Origin of the sequence: Streptomyces akebiae (genome assembly GCF_019599145.1) — a bacterium.
Lineage (GTDB): Bacteria > Actinomycetota > Actinomycetes > Streptomycetales > Streptomycetaceae > Streptomyces > Streptomyces akebiae.
Genome location: NZ_CP080647.1, coordinates 5,863,343 through 5,881,484, shown reverse-complemented (window position 1 = coordinate 5,881,484; position 18,142 = coordinate 5,863,343). Strand labels below are relative to the sequence as shown.

Annotated in this window: 15 protein-coding genes, 1 tRNA gene and 1 pseudogene; 3 read left to right on the top strand and 14 right to left on the bottom strand. The window is 69.9% G+C overall.

From position 1 onward, the window contains the following. Positions 1–83: 83 nt before the first annotated feature. From K1J60_RS25410 to K1J60_RS25385, 6 genes are all read right to left on the bottom strand, one after another. Complete coding sequence (locus K1J60_RS25410) at positions 84–1,046, bottom strand: NAD(P)-dependent alcohol dehydrogenase (protein WP_259407910.1); 963 nt, start codon at positions 1,044–1,046, stop codon at positions 84–86. Further along, positions 1,036–1,212, bottom strand: coding sequence for a hypothetical protein (locus K1J60_RS25405; RefSeq protein WP_220648195.1), 177 nt, complete (start codon positions 1,210–1,212; stop codon positions 1,036–1,038). Before K1J60_RS25405 ends, K1J60_RS25410 begins: the two co-directional genes overlap by 11 nt. A 14-nt stretch (positions 1,213–1,226) precedes the next feature. Further along, positions 1,227–1,865, bottom strand: a complete 639-nt coding sequence (locus tag K1J60_RS25400) for an NAD(P)-dependent oxidoreductase (RefSeq protein WP_220648194.1) — start codon at positions 1,863–1,865, stop codon at positions 1,227–1,229. A gap of 72 nt (positions 1,866–1,937) precedes the next feature. Continuing rightward, positions 1,938–2,309 (bottom strand): DoxX family protein, encoded by a 372-nt coding sequence (locus K1J60_RS25395; protein ID WP_220648193.1) that lies wholly within the window; start codon positions 2,307–2,309, stop codon positions 1,938–1,940. A 76-nt stretch (positions 2,310–2,385) separates the two neighbouring features. Then, the gene (locus tag K1J60_RS25390; RefSeq protein ID WP_220648192.1) at positions 2,386–3,096 is read right to left on the bottom strand and encodes an SDR family NAD(P)-dependent oxidoreductase; all 711 of its coding nucleotides are present in this window, start codon (positions 3,094–3,096) and stop codon (positions 2,386–2,388) included. A 28-nt stretch (positions 3,097–3,124) separates the two neighbouring features. Further along, positions 3,125–4,063 carry an NADP-dependent oxidoreductase gene (locus K1J60_RS25385; RefSeq protein ID WP_220648191.1) on the bottom strand — a complete coding sequence of 313 codons (939 nt, stop codon included), beginning with the start codon at positions 4,061–4,063 and terminating at the stop codon, positions 3,125–3,127. 101 nt (positions 4,064–4,164) lie between these two features. Between K1J60_RS25385 and K1J60_RS25380 the strand changes: the two genes are divergently transcribed. Beyond that, positions 4,165–4,857 carry a TetR/AcrR family transcriptional regulator gene (locus K1J60_RS25380; protein ID WP_220648190.1) on the top strand — a complete coding sequence of 231 codons (693 nt, stop codon included), beginning with the start codon at positions 4,165–4,167 and terminating at the stop codon, positions 4,855–4,857. Positions 4,858–5,551: 694 nt separating this feature from the next. Further along, positions 5,552–5,624, top strand: a tRNA-Arg gene (locus K1J60_RS25375). Positions 5,625–6,280: 656 nt separating this feature from the next. Here K1J60_RS25375 and K1J60_RS25370 read toward each other — a convergent pair. The 7 genes and pseudogenes from K1J60_RS25370 to K1J60_RS25345 all read right to left on the bottom strand — a co-directional run bounded on the left by K1J60_RS25370 (position 6,281) and on the right by K1J60_RS25345 (position 15,395). Continuing rightward, positions 6,281–7,600, bottom strand: a complete 1,320-nt coding sequence (locus K1J60_RS25370; protein ID WP_317619726.1) for a lytic transglycosylase domain-containing protein — start codon at positions 7,598–7,600, stop codon at positions 6,281–6,283. A gap of 236 nt (positions 7,601–7,836) precedes the next feature. Then, the gene (locus K1J60_RS47210) at positions 7,837–8,067 is read right to left on the bottom strand and encodes a hypothetical protein (protein WP_398684350.1); all 231 of its coding nucleotides are present in this window, start codon (positions 8,065–8,067) and stop codon (positions 7,837–7,839) included. Between the two features lie 175 nt (positions 8,068–8,242). After that, a pseudogene (locus K1J60_RS47205) lies at positions 8,243–8,656 on the bottom strand (helix-turn-helix domain-containing protein); the annotation flags it as partial. Between the two features lie 57 nt (positions 8,657–8,713). Further along, positions 8,714–10,597 (bottom strand): copper resistance CopC/CopD family protein, encoded by a 1,884-nt coding sequence (locus tag K1J60_RS25360; protein WP_220648188.1) that lies wholly within the window; start codon positions 10,595–10,597, stop codon positions 8,714–8,716. Positions 10,598–10,674: 77 nt separating this feature from the next. Next, the gene (locus K1J60_RS25355) at positions 10,675–11,433 is read right to left on the bottom strand and encodes a YcnI family protein (RefSeq protein WP_220648187.1); all 759 of its coding nucleotides are present in this window, start codon (positions 11,431–11,433) and stop codon (positions 10,675–10,677) included. Positions 11,434–11,525: 92 nt separating this feature from the next. After that, on the bottom strand, positions 11,526–12,566 hold the full coding sequence (locus tag K1J60_RS25350; RefSeq protein ID WP_220648186.1) for a multicopper oxidase family protein: 1,041 nt from the start codon (positions 12,564–12,566) through the stop codon (positions 11,526–11,528). 87 nt (positions 12,567–12,653) lie between these two features. Then, positions 12,654–15,395 (bottom strand): cupredoxin domain-containing protein, encoded by a 2,742-nt coding sequence (locus K1J60_RS25345; RefSeq protein WP_220648185.1) that lies wholly within the window; start codon positions 15,393–15,395, stop codon positions 12,654–12,656. Between the two features lie 694 nt (positions 15,396–16,089). Here K1J60_RS25345 and K1J60_RS25340 point away from each other — a divergent pair. Then, a complete protein-coding gene (locus tag K1J60_RS25340) occupies positions 16,090–16,545 on the top strand; it encodes an MmpS family transport accessory protein (RefSeq protein WP_220648184.1) in 456 nt (151 codons plus the stop codon). A 249-nt stretch (positions 16,546–16,794) separates the two neighbouring features. On the opposite strand, the gene K1J60_RS25335 is transcribed toward K1J60_RS25340, so the two are convergent. Then, entirely contained in the window at positions 16,795–18,042 is a 1,248-nt protein-coding gene (locus tag K1J60_RS25335) for a hypothetical protein (RefSeq protein WP_220648183.1), read from the bottom strand. Positions 18,043–18,142 lie beyond the last annotated feature (100 nt).

Below are 18,142 nucleotides of genomic sequence, written 5' to 3'. Positions count from 1 at the left end.
GACAAGGAGCGCGGCGATGTCGGCGCCGCTCACAACGGAACCGACTCCCAGCGGCAGAGAGCTCGGACGACACCCCCTCGGCGCTACACGAGGCGGATGACGCGCTTGCCGCGGGCGTGGCCGGTTTCGGTGGCTCGGTGGGCGTCCTGGATCTCGTCCAGGGGATAGACGCGCTCGATGACCGGGCGCAGGTCTTTCCCGTCCACGTGATCGGCGAGGGTTTTCAGGTCCGCGCGTCGGGAGCTGGCCATGAGGAGGCGTACGCGCGGGCCGGGCAGGACGGTGGACAGCAGGGCGAACGTTATGGCGCCGGCGGAGGGCGAGGCGATGCGCCCGCCGGGGCGGAGGGCGCGGCGGTAGTCGCGGACCGAGGAGCCGTGGCAGTCGAGGACGGCGTCGAACTTCCCTTTCAGGGAGTTCGGTGGGGTGGTGGCGTAGTCCAGGGTCACGTCGGCGCCGAGTTCGCGGCAGAACGGGGCGTTGGCGGCGCCGGCGATGGTGGTGACGTGTGCTCCCCAGGCGTGGGCCAGTTGGACCGCCGTGCTGCCGACGCCGCCGCTCGCGCCGACCACGAGCAGTCGTTGCCCCGGGCGCAGGCGCAGGCTGTCGCGGAGGGCGCGCAGTGCGGTGACGCCGACCGAGGGCAGGGCGGCGGCTGCCACCAGGTCGGTGCCGCTGGGTGCGGTGCTGATGGACTGGGGTTTGGCCAGGAGGTATTCGCCGGCCGCGCCCGTTCGTCCGGAGAAGTCGCTGAGCATGCCCCACACGTGTTCGCCCACCGTGACGTCGCTGACCTTGCTGCCGAGTTCGACCACCTCTCCGGCGAAGTCGAATCCGGTGCGTTTGGGGAAGCGCCGCCCGGTCATCAGACGCATCGCGCCGGAGCGGATCTTCGTTTCGACCGGGTTGACACTGGATGCGTGGACCCGGACGAGCACCTGGCCCGGACCGGGGGACGGACGCGGGACGGTACCGACGGAGAGCACTTCGGGGCCTCCGTAACGGTCGTACTGGGCGGCGCGCATCATCAGTTGGTCAGGCGACATGGGCGGGCTCCTGGCTGGAGGTGCGGTGGGCGACGCGGATCGGGTTCACCAGCCGCAGAGGGGCGAAGCGGCCCCGGTCGACGACGACGGCGAGCACGCGCAGAACCGCGGTGACGACGGCTGAGGACTTGTTGCCGAATGAGTGGCCGCCGGCTTCGAAGGTCATGGCGGGTCCTGGCCTCAGTTGCTGATGGCGGGCATGGCCCGCCGGTAGCGGGTGTCGGTGAGCTGGGCGACGAGGAACGCGGCGATGTCGGCGCGGGTCATTGCGGAGGCGACCTTGTCGTGGCCGAGGAAACCCGAGCGGATGCGGCCGGTGGCGGGCTTGTTCGTCGGGTTGGTGATGCGGGCGATGGTGTAGTCGAGATCGGAGCCGGTGACGGCCTCGGTCATGCCCTTCAGTTCGGCCAGCGCGTTGGGGAACATCAGGCCGGCGGCGACGGGCAGCACCTTGTGCTTCCAGTGCGGCCTGTCCCGCGGATCGGCCAGCGAGGGCGTGGCCAGGCCGATGAACCGGGTGACCTCATGCGCCTCCATGGCCTGCACGATGGTGCGGGTTCCGTCCGTCACCTGGGTGCCGGTCGTGGACCGTTTCAGGGACGGGCCGAGCGCGCTGATCACCGCGTCGGCGCCACTGACGGCCTGCTCGACGGCATCGCGGTCGGACAACTGCCTGGCGACGACCGTGAGATGGGAGTGGGTCAGGGCGAGCTTGGCCGGTGTGCGGACCAGGGCGGTGACCTGGTGGCCGTCGTCCAGAAGCTGCTGGACGACCAGGCGGCCGATGGCACCGGACGCGCCGAAGACGGTGACACGCATCAGGGGGTTCCTCGCGGTGGCGGTCAGAAGGCGGAGGTAAGGAGGCGGGGTAAGGGGGCAGGACGGAGAGGGTCAGAAGCTGTACGGCCCGAAGCGGCCCCAGGCCACCAGGGCGGCCGGGATCAGCAGAGCGGCGTTGAAGGCGATCGCGCCGGGCTCCTTGCGGCGGGCGTGAGTGATCGCGGCCAGCACCATGACCACGATCAGGCCGGTCGCGGCCAGCGGGGTCAGCACGGGGGCGATGTCGGTGGCCGGGGGGAGGATCAGCCCGAGGGCTGCGGCGAACTCCACGATGCCGATGAAGCGGACGGTGCCCTGGGAGAAGTCGGCCGTCCAGGGCAGCTGGCCGGCCAGCTTCTCCTTGGGCTGGGTGGACTTCATGACGCCGGCCATGGCGAACATGGCGGCCAGCACGGCCTGGACTATCCACAAGAAGACGTTCACGTACGGATTCCTTACGGGAGGGGACGGGGCAGGGAGGAAGCGGATGTCCCTCCCGGGAGCGGGGTGAGCCGGCCGGTCAGGCGTTGAAGACGGCCTCGGAGCGGTCACGCTTTTCGTGTAGGTCCCAGTACAGGGGGGCGATCTGCTCGGGTGTGGCCGTCGGGAAGCCCTCCGGTCCGCCGTCGCCGATCCACACGTTGATCGCCACGTGGGCGGCGTGCACACCGCTGCCGGCCAGCTCCTTGTCCAGGTTGATGACCCAGTTGCGCAGGGCCGCGCCGGCGGCGTGGATGTTGCCGAGCATGGGGACGGGATCCACCGAACCGCCGCCAGTGGTGAACAGCAGGGTGCCGGCGCCCGCCTCCCGCATGGCGGGCAGCACTGTGCGGGTGGCGGTGACGGCGCCGTAGAAGACGTACTCGATCTGCGGCTGCAGGTTGTCCACCGTGGCCTCCGAGGGAGTGGCCAGGGTGAGGGCGGGCACCGGGGAGTGCGCGGTGGGCGAGTCTTCCAGCAGGGAGTGCGCGGCCGGCGAGTACTCCAGGACGTCGATGCCGCCGAAGCGGGCCTTGGCCGCGTCCAGGGCGTCCGTCAGTGAGGCGCGGTCCATCACGTCGGCGGGGAACGCGGCGGCCGTGATGTCTTCCTGGCCGAGCCGGCCGACCAGGGTCTGAAGCTTCTCCTTGGTCCGGGCGATCAGGGCGACGTCGAAGCCGCGGCTGCCGAAGGTGCGGGCGATGGCGAGGCCCATACCGGGGCCGGCGCCGACGATGGCGATGGTGGGCACGGTCGTTGCCTCTTCCGTTGGACGGGTGTCAGGAGCAGGAGACGGCGATCTTGCCCGGGGTGCTGGCGCTGAAGGCGGCGAACGCCTCCGTGGCCCGCTCCAGCGGGTAGGTGGCGGTGACCGGCACACGCAGCGCGCCGGAGGCGACCTGTTCGGCCAGGGAGGCCAGGAGCTTCGCGTCGGGGCTGGACATGATCGTATGGACGGTGACGTCCTGTCCCTTGACGTCGTCCTGGGTCAGGCCGGTGGCGGAGGCGAGCTGTCCGCCCGGCCGCAGCAGGGCGACCAGTTGGGCGCCGTCGCCCGCCAGGTGGAGCACCGCGTCCACGCCCTCCGGGGCGATCGCGCGGACCTGTCCCTGAAGGTCGCCGGTGAAGTCGACCACGTGGACGTCCGCGCCGGTCAGGCCGGTGACGAAGTCGGTCTGCGCGCCGGGGCGGGCGGTCGCGATCACCTTCGCGCCACGGACGGCGGCGAGCTGCACCGCCAGCGCGCCCACCCCGCCGGAGGCCCCGGAGATCAGCAGCGTCTCGCCCTCGGCCAGGGCCACCGCATCCAGGCTCACCTGGGCGGTGGCTCCGGCCACGCCCAGCGCGCCGGCGTCTGCCGACTTCACGCCCGCAGGGATGTGAGCGACTCCGTGTCCGGCGGGCACGGTGACGTACTGGGCCAGCGACCCGGCTCCCAGGTACGGCTTCAGCACGACACCGAAGACCGCGTCGCCGACCGCGAAGCCCTCCACGCCCTCGCCGAGCTCCTCGACGGTGCCGGCGAAGTCCTGGCCGAGGACCAGCGGGAACCGGTGCTCCATGAACGCCTGCGTGTAGCCGGCGGCGGTGGCGAGGTCGATGCCGTTAACCGAGGCAGCGGCCACCTTGACCAGCAATTCCCCGGCCGCCGGGCGAGGAGCGTCCACGTCGTTCACGGCCGGGGCCGAGGGGACGGATTCGAGCGTGACAGCGCGCATGACAAAACCCTTCGAAACAAGTGGACCAGGTGGCCCACTTTCACTGCCGCCCACCGTACAACAAAAACGGCCTGGCCGTTCCACTTGAGTAGAGTGGGGGCATGAACTCGCCCCCTTCCGACCAGACGCCGTGCCAGCAGCCCGGTACGGGACTGCGCGCCGACGCCGAACGCAACCGCGACCGCATCCTGGCCGCCGCCCGCCGCCTCTACGCCACCGAAGGACTCGGCGTCTCCATGGCCTCCGTCGCCCGCGAGGCAGGCGTCGGCAAAGCCACGCTCGGCCGGCGCTTCGCGACCAGGGAGGAACTCGTCAACGCGGTCTTCGCCGACCGCATGGACGCCTACGCCGACGCCGTCACCGCGGCACTCGCCGACCCCGACCCCTGGCACGGCTTCACCGGCTACCTCCACGCCGTCTGCGCCATGCAGGCCGCCGACCGCGGCTTCGCCGACGTCCTGACCATGACCTTCCCCGCCGCCAAAGCACTGGAAGCCCGCCGCGCCGAGTCCCACAACGGGTTCCTCGAACTCATCGCCCGCGCCAGGAACAGCGGACACCTACGCGACGACTTCACCCACCAGGACCTCGTCATCCTGCTCATGGCCAACGCCGGCGTCATCGCCGCCGCCGGTGACGACGCCCCCGACGCCTGGCGCCGCCTCGTCGGCCACATGCTCCGCTCCTACGCCGCACCCGGCGCACCGATCCCCCCGCTGCCCGAAGCGCCGAAGCCCACCGCCCTCTACCGCGCCATGGTCCGCCTCTCACGAACCGGCCCGGACACCGTCTAGGGCGGCAGCTTTGGCCCGTGGTACGCGTTCACGCCGTGACGGATGCCCACCCGGCAACGGAGGACCGCGCGCTCCGGTGTCGGCTGCGGCGCGGGGTCCTCGCCAACGGCCGTGCCGCCCCCTCTCGCCGTCCCGATACCACCGCACCGATCACGTTCGGACGTACAGGGCAGCGGAGGCACCTGGAACAGTCGAGCGACCAGCAGCCCCATCCGTGCCCGCAGCGCTGTGAGGTCGGGGCGGCGTCAGCAAAGCCGTCAACCGCGATTCATGCCAGGGTGAAGGCGAGAGTCTGCACGGAGTTCCAGGAGGGGACCTGTCCCCGAACAAGGGGTGACCTGCCCTGCCAGACACCAGCGCTACAGCACTCAGTGGCCCCACAAGCTGACGCATGGAGCAGAACGGTCCAACCGCCCTCGGCCGCTTCCCTCAGAACGCCCACCAATCATTCGCTACAGGCCACGGAAGTTGCAGCTCAGAGACGTTCAAGCTCGCCGCCCCGCTCTCCTGCCTCTATACAGAGGACAGCTGCTGGCGCGCATCCGCTACGCTATCCCTGGTCGGTCGTTGGTACGTCGTGTTGTCTGCTCAAGTGACCGCGCAGAGAGCATCGCACCACGTCTGACCAGCGGGCTTGTGCCCCTTGCCGAAGATCCACGTCCTGGGTCTTCAACAAGGTTTTCTACAAGCCCCCGCCTTCGTAGCTCAGGGGATAGAGCACCGCTCTCCTAAAGCGGGTGTCGCAGGTTCGAATCCTGCCGGGGGCACAGCGCATTACGCCGCTGACCTGGGGTTTCCTCCCCAGGGAGGCGTTCTATTCGGCCTCGGACTCGTCGTCCGGGGCCGTTTGCGTGAGCGGACGGGCCTCCAGACCCCGATATTTCTCTCAACGGATCAGCGCCATCCGGCACGGACTCCAGCCGGGCTCTTCGGCGTCGTCAGGCTCGGGCTCCGCTTCGGGGGCGGTGCTCTCGGAGGTCGCGGGGGCGCGGTACGAGCCGGACTGCGCCCCCGCCGCAGCCGCCCGCGAAGAGCAGCACCGACTGCGACGGTATGCACGGGGCGCTCCTGCTTCCGTGTTCCGCGCATACCCGCTGCTCACGGGCTGTGCGGAAACGGCAGCCCGGCCTCACGTCCGTCGAGGGTCTGGTGCGCGCGCTGACCGCCCCGTGGTTGCCCCCTTCCGACCACAGCACGGCCCAGCCAGCAGTGTTGAGCCGGCGCTGATACCCCCGACGCTCGCGGCTGCGGGGACATCAACTCTTCCTACGGGTGTCTCCGCCAAGCGGCTTCGGCTCCGCGTAGAGCGCTTGACACACCAGCCCGCGTGACGGCGGACAACCGCGCGGCCCACGCCAGGACCTCGACCAGGTGCTCGACCAGGTGCTCGACCGGCAGCACCCAGGTCGCAGCCTCGGTGCGCCTACTGCCGGACACTCTCGCCGCCGGTGAGGGCCGTGTCCGTGTTGCCGACGATCGGGAGCCGCACCGTGACCTTCGGCACGCCCGTGTCCGACGGCGTCTCGGCTCGCACGGCCACCCCCTCACCGAACGCGTCGCCCGCCGTCGCGGTCAGCTCCCCGGTGTCCGCGATTTCCAGGCGCGCCACCGGGCGGGTGGGCGCGGGGCTGGGCGCGGGCGAGCCGGGTTCGGTGCCGGGATCGTTCGGGCCGGGGCTCGTCGAACCGCCGCCGTCCGGCTGCGTGTTGCCCGGCTTCGTGGTGCCCGGGTTCGGTGTACTCGGCTCGGACGTACCGGGCGTACTCGGTGACGGGCTGGGGTTCGGCCCGTCGCTGTCGTCGCTGCGGCCGGTCGGCAGGACACCCGTGCCGTCCGGGACCGCGTAGGTGCCCTTGCGGTAGTACTCGAGCCACTTCAGGACCGTGTTCAGGTAGGCCTGCGAGTGGTTGTAGCTGAGGATCGCCGCGTGCAACTGCGGGGTGACCGACAGGTCGCGGTCACCCGCGCACAGGTAGCGGCCGGCGGCGAGCGCCGCGTCGTAGATGTTGTTGGGGTCCTTCTTGCCGTCGCCGTTGCCGTCAGATCCCCAGCTCGCCCAGGTCGAGGGGATGAACTGCATAGGGCCTACGGCGCGGTCGTGCACCGTGTCGCCGTCGTACGCGCCGCCGTCGGTGTCGGTGATCTTCGCAAAGCCGTTGCCGTTGAGGACGGGCCCGAGGATGGGCGACAGCGTGGTGCCGTTCGCGTCCACGCGTCCGCCGCGGGCCTGCCCGGACTCCACCTTGCCGATGGCCGCGAGCAGTTGCCAGGTGAGGTCGCAGCCGGGCTTGGACTCGGCGAGGGCGGCCTGTGCCTTCTGGTACGCGTGCAGGACGGTGACGGGTATGCCGGCTTCGGGCTCACCGGTGTTGGCGTCACCGTCATCGTCGCCCGTGCTGGGCATCTGGGCGGGGCTGTCGAGGGGCGGCAGATCCGTGTAGTAAGGGGAGTCGCCGGTCACGTCGGAGTCGGTGTCGGTGTCGGTGTCGGCCGCGGGAATGTCCGTGCGCTGCCGACCGCTGTCGGTCAGGCCGGGGGCCTGGGACGCGGTCAGGGCCGCGACCGCGGCCGCCGTCAGGGCGGCGGTCGCCGTCCCCTTGCGCAGCCGCCTGCCGAAGCGCGCCGCCGTTGCGAGAACCCCTCCCGTCGACGATCGGGCGGAGCCGTCCGCGCTCCCCGGCGCATCGGGCCGCGTGACACTACGACAACTGCACGTGGATACCTGTTCGTTCCTGATTCTCACCGGTTGTCAACCTCCGATTTCAGTGGTCGGTCAGGTCCAGGCCACCCGCATCGGCCCGATCGGCGCGTCCCGCACACTGGGCGGCGTTGATCGCGTCACGGTTACGGGACTGCACGATCCGAGCGGCAGGACCGGGGTGGTGCGGTGCGGTCAGTGGACGTCGGACGGCGGACGGTGGCCGGTGGCCAGCAACGCGGCAGCCGTCCAAGCACTGCCCAGAGCTGCGGCGTCTCCCGTCACAGTGCGACGGGCGTCCTCTCGGTGTGCGTGGCGAGCCACAGGTCCAGCAGCTCCGTCCGGCGGGTGGGTTCCCAGCCGGGCACGAGGACGACCGGGCCGCAGTGCCCGCTGAGCAGGCGGGCGTAGAACTCCCGTATCTCCTCGCCGTCGTACGGGTCCCGGGCCGGCGTGAAGAGCACGGCTCTGCGGCTCGTGACCGCGAAGAGGACGTCGGAGTGCAGGGACATGCGTGAATCGGGGTCCGCCGGGGGGCCGCAGACGCACCAGCGCACGCGGGCATGGTCGGTCCACAGCGTCTCTGTCACCGGTCTCCTCTGCGCCTCGGCCGTCCCGGCGCCCGTCGTCGCGCGCAACCCGTGCGCCAGGGCGGCGCGAGGGGGGGAGCATCCGGGTCGGCTGTGCTGTGTCCGGACAGAATCCCCACCGGGTCAGGTAGTTGCGGATGGTCGTGGTGCCCAGGACGACGCCGAACTCCCGGTGGGCCAGCGCCGCGAGGGACTGCCAGGTCCACAGCACGTCCCGTAGTCCCACCTTGTCGGGCGTCGTCGTCGTCATGGTCCGGAGCATCCAGAGCTGCCGGGCGGACGAGAGCGCCAGTTGGTCGCCCGGTCGTCGGCCGCGTCTGCGCGGGCGCAGCGCGTCGGAGCCCTCCAGCCGGTAGGCCCGGACCCAGGCCCCCACGGTCTGCCGGGAGACTCCGTACAGCCGCGCGACCTCCGTGCGCGGCACACCCGACTCCACGGCCGCGACGGCACACCGTCGCAGATCCTCAAGTCCGTCAACCGACAGTTTGCGAGCGTCGCGTGTGTTCGGCACGTTGTCGCGATCCTCCTTCGTCCGGGCCACCGCCGCGGCGACCCTTCAGGCGACCCTTCAGCGGACATCAACCGGAATGCGTACGACGTCCTGGTCGATGTCGGACGTGCGTACGGTCAGCGCCAGTTGCCACCGCCCGCGCAGGGGCAGTGAGAAGGCGCTCGAGATGTGGTGACCGGGGCCCGCGTACGTCAGGGGAACGCGGATCGGCCCCACCGAGGGCTTGCGCAGGCTGAACTCCGCCCGTACCTCGGGCACGTCCCGTGGCTGTCCCCGGGTGTCGAGAACCGCGAGGTGGACTTCGTTCACCCCTCTCGCCGCGGGGCTGACCACCACGGCGACGACACCCTTTCCGCTCCGCCCTCCGCTGTCGAAGGCGGCCGCCCGGCTGAACGGCACGGCGGTCCGGGGTCCGGCGGACGCCGCTCCCGCCGCGGGCCGCCGGCCCTGCCGGTCCGCCGAGGTCCCGCCGTCCGCGGTCGCCGGATCGGTGTTCGCCAGGACGGTCGAGACCGCGAGCAGGACGGCGGCGATCAGTGTCTCCGCCATCACCAGCCTCCCGAAGCGCCGGACCTGGCCGCCGTCCGGCCCCGGCCGAGTCGGCCTGCGCCGACCCTGGACCACCAACGGCGCCTGGCCGTAGTGGCGCCGCACCCATGCACGGGCCCCGGCGCCCAGCCCGACCAGCACCGCGACCAGGCACAACTTGCCGAGCAGGACACGTCCGTACAGCGTGCCCGGCAGTGCCGGCACACCGCCCAGCTGCCGCCAGGCCTGGAAGAGTCCGGTGGCCAGGAGCAGGACGACGCACATCCCCGCGACGCGCGAGAACCGGGTGACGGCGGGCTCCAGGACCGGGGCGCCGGGGGCGTCCCACGACCGCAGCAGCACCGTGCCCAGGGCGACGAGCCCGCCCGTCCAGACAGCCATGGCGACGAGATGGACCGTGTCGGCCGGCACGGCGAGCGCGGCCAGTGGGCCCGCTGCGCTGTGGCCCGCGAGGCTCCATGTCAGGGCGAGCGCGCAGCCGACGCCGAGCACGGCGACGGTGTTGCGTATCCGGCCCCGGCATCCGGGTCCGCACGAGGGCCCCGCCCCGAGTGCGTACTCCGCCCGGTCGCCCGGGACCGGACTGCCGGCGGTCACTCGCCGGCGGGCGAGGACCAGTCCTGCCGCGACGAGAGCGAGGAGCACGGCACGCAGCGCGAGCATCAGGCCCATGCGGCTGCCCAGCGTCGCGGCGATGAGGCGCCCGTCCAGGGCGGAGAACAGGGAGGTGCCCGCCGCGTACGGCCCGTAGACGAGCAGGGAGAGCACCGTCGCCGTCATGAGGGCGGACCAGCCGGTCCACACAAGCACGTGGACAGGGCGCCGCCGGATCCCGTCGGGCCGGCAGGCCGCGACGAAGAAGGCGGTCCCCACAAGAACGGCGAAGCCCACGAAAGAGACCCATCGCGCCGCGACGTGCAGGGCGACGGCCGCGGTCACCGAGCCGTGTTCCACGCCCGCGGACGGGCCGCCGGACGCGGGCGAGCTCCCGGCCGTGGGCCGGCCGACGCTGAAGGAGAACGTGCCCTGCACGGGGTGGGAGTCGGCGGAAACCGTGTGCCAGACGATGGTGTAGGTGCCCTTGGCCGACAGGGTCCGCAACCTGACCGCGACCTCCTCGGCCCTGCCCGCGGGATGCTCCGGCCGCCCCGTCGCGATCGTGTCGCCGTCCGGCGCGATGACGTCGACGCGGGTCAGGCCGAGGCTCACGGGTTCGGTGAACGACAGGGACACCCGTGGTGGAGGGGTGCCGAGCACCTGGCGGTCGGCCGGCGCCGTCGACACCACGGAGGCGTGGGCTCGGGCCGGGGTGGAGCCGGCGACCACGGCCAGCGCTGCCAGCAGGAGTGCGACGCATGCGTACACGGACGGGTGGAGCGTTGTTCGGTGCATCGTGATCTCTCTCGTCGGAGGCGGCAGGGGAGGCGCCGACGGCCTGGGGGACGGGGCTGTCGGCGCCCCCGGCTCTCTCAGGCCGTGATCTCTTCCTGCCTCGCCGCCTGGGCGGACCGCGTCGCGGTGGCCCGCCGCCCGGCCGCCGCCCAGCCGAGGGCGGCGAGGCCGACGGCCAGCCCGCTGCCGCCGAGCAGTCGCGACACCATGTCGGTGGCGGGCGCCTCCGCCTCGTACGAGGTCCTGGCCGCGGCCGGTGCCGCCGCCGTGACCGGTGCGGTGCTCTTCAGTGCGAGGACCGGTGCGGGGTGCTCGGGCTCGGCCTCGCCCTTCTCCGGGACGTCGATCCAGCGCACCACCTCGCCCCCCGAGTAGGTCTGCACCGCCTTGAAGACCAGCTCGGGGGCGTCCTCGGGAAGGGGCCCCAGGGACACGGGGAATTCCTGGAACTCCCCTGGGCGGATCGTGCCGCCCTCCCACAGGACGGACGTGACCGCCTCGGTGATCTCGTGGTCACCGTCCACGATCGGCTGCTTCAGTCGCTCCTTCTTCACCGTCACCTTCCAGCCGGGAACGGGCTGGACCGACACATGCCGCAAGGGGTGCTCGGCCGGGAAGGCTATCTCCACCCGCACGGTGAAGTCGGCGTCCCGCTCGTTCGGCACCCGGAAGTCGGCCTTGGTGAAGCCGCCGGGCTCGGCCGTCCTCGGGTTGACGGTGACGTGGGCGAAGGCACCGGGCGCGGCGAGGAGGACGACGGCGGCGGCTCCGGCGACGGCCGCGACCGACAGGCGGCGGCAGCGGCTGGACGGATGCCCGGGAGCGCGGGAAATCATGGGGATCGGTTCCTTTCAGCAGGGGACGGGGACGCGGGGAAGCGGGGACGGGGACGCGGGGACGGGGAGGGGGAGACGGCGGGTCGCTGTGCTCAGTTGATGAGGGGCAGGTCCGGTACGGAGACGACCGCCGGGTCGACCTGGAAGACGGAGACGAGTCCCGCCATGCCCTCGTGGGTCTCCGAGTGCGAGAAGATGTGGCAGTGGATCATCCACTTGCCCGTCGTGGTGGGTGTCCAGACGATGTCGTAGGTCTGTCCCACGCCCACGTTCAGCGTGTCCATCTCCTGCGGGACGGGCAGCGGCCGGCCGTCCTGCGCCACCACCGTGAAGTGGCCGCTGTGCAGGTGGATCGGGTGGATCATCTCCGGGCCGGTGCCGATCAGACGGATACGGACCTTCTCGCCCACCCGGGCGCTGAGGCGCTCGGTCGCCGGGAAGCTCTTGCCGTTGAACACGAAGCCCAGCGCACCGTCGCCGATCATGATGCGGTAGTCACGGTCGGCCCGGATGTCGCCGGTCCTCGGCACGACCTCAAGGGATCCGTAGAGCCCCTTGCCTTCCTGCTCGCCGTGCATGTGCGAGTGGTACCAGTGGGTGCCCGGGCTGATCGCTTTCCACTCGTAGGTGTAGCTCTCGCCGGGCTCGATCTCGGGCTGCGTGAGGCCGGGTACGCCGTCCTGGCTGTTGGGCAGGTCCATGCCGTGCCAGTGCACGGCTGTCGGCTCGGGCAGATCGTTCTCGACGACGATGCGGACCGGGTCGCCCTCGTTCACGCGGATCACCGGGCCGGGGACGATGCCGTTGAAGGCGTAGGCCTGGCGGACCTTGCCCGGCGCGGTCTCCCAGGAGACGGGCGCCGCGTGGAGCTTGAAGACCTTGACCCCGTCGACGACCTCGTAGGGCGCCAGTTGGGTGCCGTCCCCGAGGTTCTTGGCCTCGCCGGGCGCCCCGACCGCGGACGGGTTCGGCCGGTGCGGAGCGTCGGGTGCCACCTGCTTCATGAGGACGGGAGCGAAGGAGGTCAGGCCGATGACGACGAAGAACGCGGCGCTCGACGCCACGACGTGGGAGAGGCGGAACGTGCGGCGGGGTCCGGCCGGTGGAGGGTACGCGGGGTCGGGAGATTCCATGGAAGTGTGTCCTTCTCATGCGCTCATGAGGGCTCTGAGGAGAACCGGGGGGCCGCCCGCGGGCGGCCCCCCGGCCGTGGTGGATCGCTACGAGCACTTGCTCTCGTAGTCGATGGGGTTGCGCTGACGGCACGTCAGCTGGTCGTTGACCGCGTTGCCGGGCACGCGCTGAGCCCAGCCGTTGTAGACCAGCGGGACCGCGAGAACACCCTGCCCGCCCATGCCGGCGTAGCCGGTGATCTTGTCGTCCATCTTGGTGTTGTCGTCACCGGTCAGGAGCATCCGGCCGACGACCTTGGCGTCCGAGATGTCGCCGTCGCCGTTCGGGTCGACGTCGACGACGGACATGGCGTTCGAGAACTTGCTCGAGACGTAGCCGTAGTAGCCTCCGCCCTTCTTGGCGCCGAAGTTGATGCCGTGGCACCCGGCGTCACAGGGGAGGTACTTCACGATCTTGTCCGTCTTCGGGTCGATCACCGTGATGTTCGACGTCAGGGTGTTCGCCACCAGGAGCGCACTGCCGTCCGGGGTCACCGGCAGCTGGATCGGCAGACCACCGAAGTCACCCGTGGCGCCCTTGACCGGGTCGTAGTCGCCCCACAGGTCGATCTCCTTGTAGTGGGTCTTCGTGCCGCCGTCGACGCACGCGTCCTCCTTGATGGAGATGCACGAGACGGAGCCACCCAGGAAGTTGGCCTCGTACGCCTTGGCGCCGTCCGGTGTCATGCCGGTCGCGATCGGCAGTTCGCCGGTCTTCTCCTTGCGGATGCCGCCGGTCGGAATGTCCACGATGGTCGAGTCGTAGGTGTTCACGTTCGGCGTGACCATGTGCTTGGCGTCGCCGCTCATCCAGTGGGCGTGCGGGTGGGCGATCTTCTCACCCGGGGCCTGGACGGGAATGCGCCGGTCGATACCGGTGCCGCCCGGTGCCAGCTCCATGACCGCGCCGCCGCCGTTGAGGGCGACGTGCAGCTGGTCCGTGTCCGTCCTGGTCATGACGTGGGACGGGTCGGGGCCGACCTTGATCTGCCGGACGAACTCACCGGTCTTGCGGTCGAAGACGTCCAGCTTGTCGTTGAACCACTCGGTTTGGTAGATGTACTTTTCGTCACGGTCCGTCCACATATTGTGTGGGTTGTTCATGTTGATCTGGGGCAGCGCGACCTTGCGGTCGACGGTCCAGTCGGAGGCGTCGATCTTGGTGGCCGCACCCGGCTTGGACTTGCCCGCGAACTTCTCGAACTGGGTGTCCACCCAGACCTCACCGACGCCCGGGACGCTGGGCTTCTGGTTCGCGGCGGGGAGGGTCTTCGGCGTGTTGAACTTGTTCTTCAGGTACGCGTCCAGGCTGGGGACGAGCTCCTGCTTGCCGTCGCTGGTGTTCATCAGGATCGGCGCCGGCGGGTAGGACGGGTTCCACTGCGTGGCCTCGGTGTCGCTGTACCGCTGCCAGTTGGCCGGGACCGTGATGGTGAAGAACTTCTGCACCAGCTCGGCGATGATGTCGGCGTTGGACGGCACGTTCAGCGAGCGGCTGTTGACGCGCAGCTTCTCGCCGAAGTCCAGACCCGGGGTGAGCGGGTCGTCGACGACGATCGCACCGAGCATGAACGGGTGCACCTTGCACGCGAAGGCGTACAGGCCCGGCTCGGTCAGCTGGACGCTGGTCTTGCCGACGAAGGCGCCGCCCTGGTCGAAGGGGAAGCCCTTCGCCTTCTCCGGCCAGATGAGGCCGGTGACGGTGTGCGCCGAGGCAGCGGCGGGAGCCGAGACATCGAAGTTCGCCGTCACCGGGAGCTCGAGGTCGTTGGTCTCGGCGTACTTCTGGATGTCCTCCAGAAGCGGGAGCAGATCGGCGCCGACCGGCAGGTCGTCCAGCGTGGTCGGCGCGTTCGCCGGCTTGTCCTCCATCTCGTCGGACAGCTGGTCGAGCAGCGTGGCCGCCTCCTCGGCGCGGGGGTCGCCATCGGGCAGGGCCTTGTTGATGGCGTCCTTGGTCGAGTCCAGACCCAGCAGCTTCAGCGGGTCGACCCCGAGGTCGCCGATCAGCGGTGCGTCCGAGCCGTCGAAGTCGAACTCGTCGAGGCCGGGCAGGTCGCCGTTGAGCGCACCGAGGGCGTCGCCACCGAGCAGGCCGCCGTCGCCGGTCGCCTCACCTATCAGGGGGAGACCGTCAAGGTTCAGCCCCGGGAGGCTGGACGTGGTGCCGCTGATCGGTACGCGCGGCATCTCGGCCACCGCAAGGGCGCGGCCGCCGAACAGGTTGGTGTTCGTGTCGAACCACGCGTTCTGGTTGTCGGTGAGGTGGAAGGAGACGGGCAGGGGCCCGACGCCGACCGGGCCACCGCCCTCACCGTCACCGCCCGTACCACCCGAGGGCGCCGGGGAGGTGGTGCCCGTGGGAGGCGGCGTCGGTGTCGGGCTGGAGGTGCTGGTGGAGGTCGGGGTCGGCGAGGGCGACGACGAACCGCCGACGACCACGGTGCCGGTCATGTCCGGGTGGAACTTGCAGCGGTAGTCGAAGGTCCCAGCGGACGTGAAGGTGAAGGAGTAGTTCTCCCCCGGATCGAGGTCGGGTGAGTTCAGCGGTCCCCCGGTCACGCTGTGGATGACGCTGTCGTCGTTCGACCAGGTCACGGAGTCGCCGACCGCTACGTTCATGCTGGCCGGGTTGTACTGCAGATTCCTGATCGAGACCGGGTGCGTCGCCGCGGAAGCCGCGGGAGCGGTCACGGCCAGGACGAGCCCGCTCAAGGCGAGCGCCACGGCACCCGCCACAGCACGCGTCGTCCAGGGCCGGCGTTGCCGCCAGCCTCTGGACGAGCGCATGCGTGGCGCATTGAGAATGAACATTCTAGCCCTTCCCGCAATTAGAGATGAGTGCATCGGCAGACACCACCACAAAGGCTTCACAGTCGCCACTGGACATTCATGGAGCCGGGACTCGAAGAAATCCGATGAATCGCATCCCGTTCCACCTCTCAGCGGCAGCCGAGACTTCACCTTCACGGCATGGAGCGAAACATCTACCGAGCCCTTATGTCCCACTTATCTCTGCATTGTTAACCGAAGATTAATAGAGCTTCAACCTGGGTTCCGGGAGAACGTGAAGAGGACCATTGAGGCGTAATTACAACACCACCGAAAACAAATGGAAGACACGCTGGGCGAGCGGTCGAAGGGCGAAAGGATGGCGTTGCGACAGGTCAGGTCGGCATGGCGCTCAAACGAAAGTGTCAGGTATTTGCCTTCCAGGCTCGTGGCATGCCGGTCACGTTCTCCGGGAAGCATGGAAGGACCATGACGACCCCAGCAGAACCGGTTACCAACGGGATCGAACGCAGGGCCGTCAGCCTTAGCCAGGATTAATTCCGTGAACACTGGTCAAGGGAGCCGACTGAATGCCACCATGACAGCTCGAACACACGGTCCGTCGGCACCCCAGGGCCATGCTCGGCCCTCCGCGATTCACCGGATTCGGCCGTGCCCGACCGGCCGCACAGGACAGAAAGCGAGAATTCCCATGCCTCCCGCACTAGACGGTCACCGCGCCAGATGGTTCCTCTGGTCACTCGGCGTCCTGCTGCTCGCCACTGCCGGCGGTGCCGTCCTCGCGGCCGTCGGCGGCCCCGGGGAACCAAGCCCTGAGGAGCGCGCGCGGCAGGCTCTCCAGCCCACGCGGCACACGGTCGTCTACCAGGTCACGAGCCCCGACTCCACGTCAGCACTGATCACTTACCGGGCGAACGGCATCAACAACGACAAGAGCGTGGACAACGCCAAACTCCCGTGGAAGGAGGAAGTCACCATCACGGCAGGCCCCGGGGCGGCCGTGGCGCAGGTGATGGCGGCGGGCGGGAAGGCCGGGTCGGTCTCCTGCTCCATTCGCATCGACGGCCGGGTCGTCGACAAGCGGACCGCCAAAGGCCAGTTCACCGATGTGTCCTGCTCAAGTGTCGTGCAGCCTGGCGCAGAGTGACGGTGAGCAGATGCCGGGCGCCTCACTCCTCGACACCCGCCGACGCCCCGGAGCTGGACCGTCAGGACGGCACCCGGCCGCCAAAACACAGGAAGACAAGGAGAGAGGGAAAAGGAAAACGACACCGAGAGTCCAGCTTCTTATGCGAACAGAAGTCGGCGCTTCGACCAAGGATTTCTCCGACATGAGTAGGCAGCCCGCCTGTGTGGCACCGCCGATCAGACTCGGCACACAACCGGGACAGGGCGCTTATGGCACCACCGGGTGATTTCCGAAGATCAGGTCGAGCACGTACATCCCGCCGGAATACTGGCCGTAGCCATGGAGCTGGTTATCGGGAATGTTGCCGTGATCACGGTGGATCCAGCGCGAACCGTTCTGGTGGATGTCGCACTGATTGGCATGGCCGATACCGGAGACCGGGATTGTGATATGGGCTGCCAACGTTGCGCTCGACCACCGCGCGGGCGTGGCTCCCGTCGTTCCGCAACAGTCGGACGGAGAAATCCACTCCAGTTGCGGTGCGCCGGGAGTCGGACATGGGAACTGCCGCTGATCTTCTTGTGGCGTGGGGTCGGACTGATGCCCTTCGGTGTGAACGTTCAGGGATTCGGCCGGTAGCGGTGTGCCGCGGCCTCGGCACCGGAAATTTCCTGTGTCGTACACCATCCCCAGGTCGTCGCCGTGAAAACCGGTATTCGGAGCAGCTGCCGCTTTCACGCCCGATTCCATCGCCGGGGGAGTCAATGTACGGGTCCGGAATGGAGGCCTCGTGCGTGGTGCGGAACTTGGTCGACGTGCGGATGCCGGCGGGCGGAGTGCCGCCCGGTTCGGCGCCGCTCGGCGCTTCCTCGACATCGGTGATGGCCACCTCGCCCCCGTAGCGGTACCGGGCCACGGTGCGCCCTCGGCCACGGCCACGCCCTCGGCCACGGCCACGGCCACGGCCACGGCCACGGGAAGACTGCGATCGACGTCGATCCCGTACGCGCCCCGCCGTCCGGGCACAGCTCGGGTGCGGGCATCGGTTTCGAGGCGTTCGATGTCACGGAACAGAGCTTCGGCGCGTCCGCTCAGGCAATGGTCGATCGTGACGGTCCTTCGGCCGGCATGCCGGGTGTCACCGGCGGCGGCCGTGGGAAGGTGTTCGTCTCCCAGGGCCGCCCGTGTTGCGGCGCTCGCGTCTTCGGAACTGACGGGGAAGGCCGCCGCATCGGCTGTTCCCGGAGCGGCGGACAGACGGACGACGGCAGCGGTGCGACGGTCCACCTCCGCGGTGACTGCACGGGCACCGGCCTCGCCCGCTGCGATGGCCCGCCGACGGGGCGGCCGCAGCGCGTCACCGTCCAGGTGGCTGACGGCCTCCTGGCCGACGAACTGCCGGTCGGCGGAGAAACCCGAGACGCTGTCCTGGACGAAGCGCGGCGCGGCCTCGCGTGCCTGGTCGGCGGAGAACCTGTGGCTGCGGCTGCCGGTTCGGCTCCTGCATCGAGTCACGCGTAACTCGCCTCCTCACAGAGCCGCCTTGGCGGCAGCGGCGTGGATACGTCACCTGCTCTACGGGGACGAGCGGCGCGTGAGTCGCACGAGAGGAGAG

Bases quoted from the DNA above. Each gene is read 5' to 3' on its own strand.
- K1J60_RS25410 (WP_259407910.1), bottom strand. From the start codon at position 1,046: ATGTCGCCTGACCAACTGATGATGCGCGCCGCCCAGTACGACCGTTAC.
- K1J60_RS25405 (WP_220648195.1), bottom strand. From the start codon at position 1,212: ATGACCTTCGAAGCCGGCGGCCACTCATTCGGCAACAAGTCCTCAGCC.
- K1J60_RS25400 (WP_220648194.1), bottom strand. From the start codon at position 1,865: ATGCGTGTCACCGTCTTCGGCGCGTCCGGTGCCATCGGCCGCCTGGTC.
- K1J60_RS25385 (WP_220648191.1), bottom strand. From the start codon at position 4,063: ATGCGCGCTGTCACGCTCGAATCCGTCCCCTCGGCCCCGGCCGTGAAC.
- K1J60_RS25380 (WP_220648190.1), top strand. From the start codon at position 4,165: ATGAACTCGCCCCCTTCCGACCAGACGCCGTGCCAGCAGCCCGGTACG.
- K1J60_RS47210 (WP_398684350.1), bottom strand. From the start codon at position 8,067: ATGTCCCTGCACTCCGACGTCCTCTTCGCGGTCACGAGCCGCAGAGCC.
- K1J60_RS25360 (WP_220648188.1), bottom strand. From the start codon at position 10,597: ATGCACCGAACAACGCTCCACCCGTCCGTGTACGCATGCGTCGCACTC.
- K1J60_RS25355 (WP_220648187.1), bottom strand. From the start codon at position 11,433: ATGATTTCCCGCGCTCCCGGGCATCCGTCCAGCCGCTGCCGCCGCCTG.
- K1J60_RS25350 (WP_220648186.1), bottom strand. From the start codon at position 12,566: ATGGAATCTCCCGACCCCGCGTACCCTCCACCGGCCGGACCCCGCCGC.
- K1J60_RS25345 (WP_220648185.1), bottom strand. From the start codon at position 15,395: ATGCGCTCGTCCAGAGGCTGGCGGCAACGCCGGCCCTGGACGACGCGT.
- K1J60_RS25340 (WP_220648184.1), top strand. From the start codon at position 16,090: ATGCCTCCCGCACTAGACGGTCACCGCGCCAGATGGTTCCTCTGGTCA.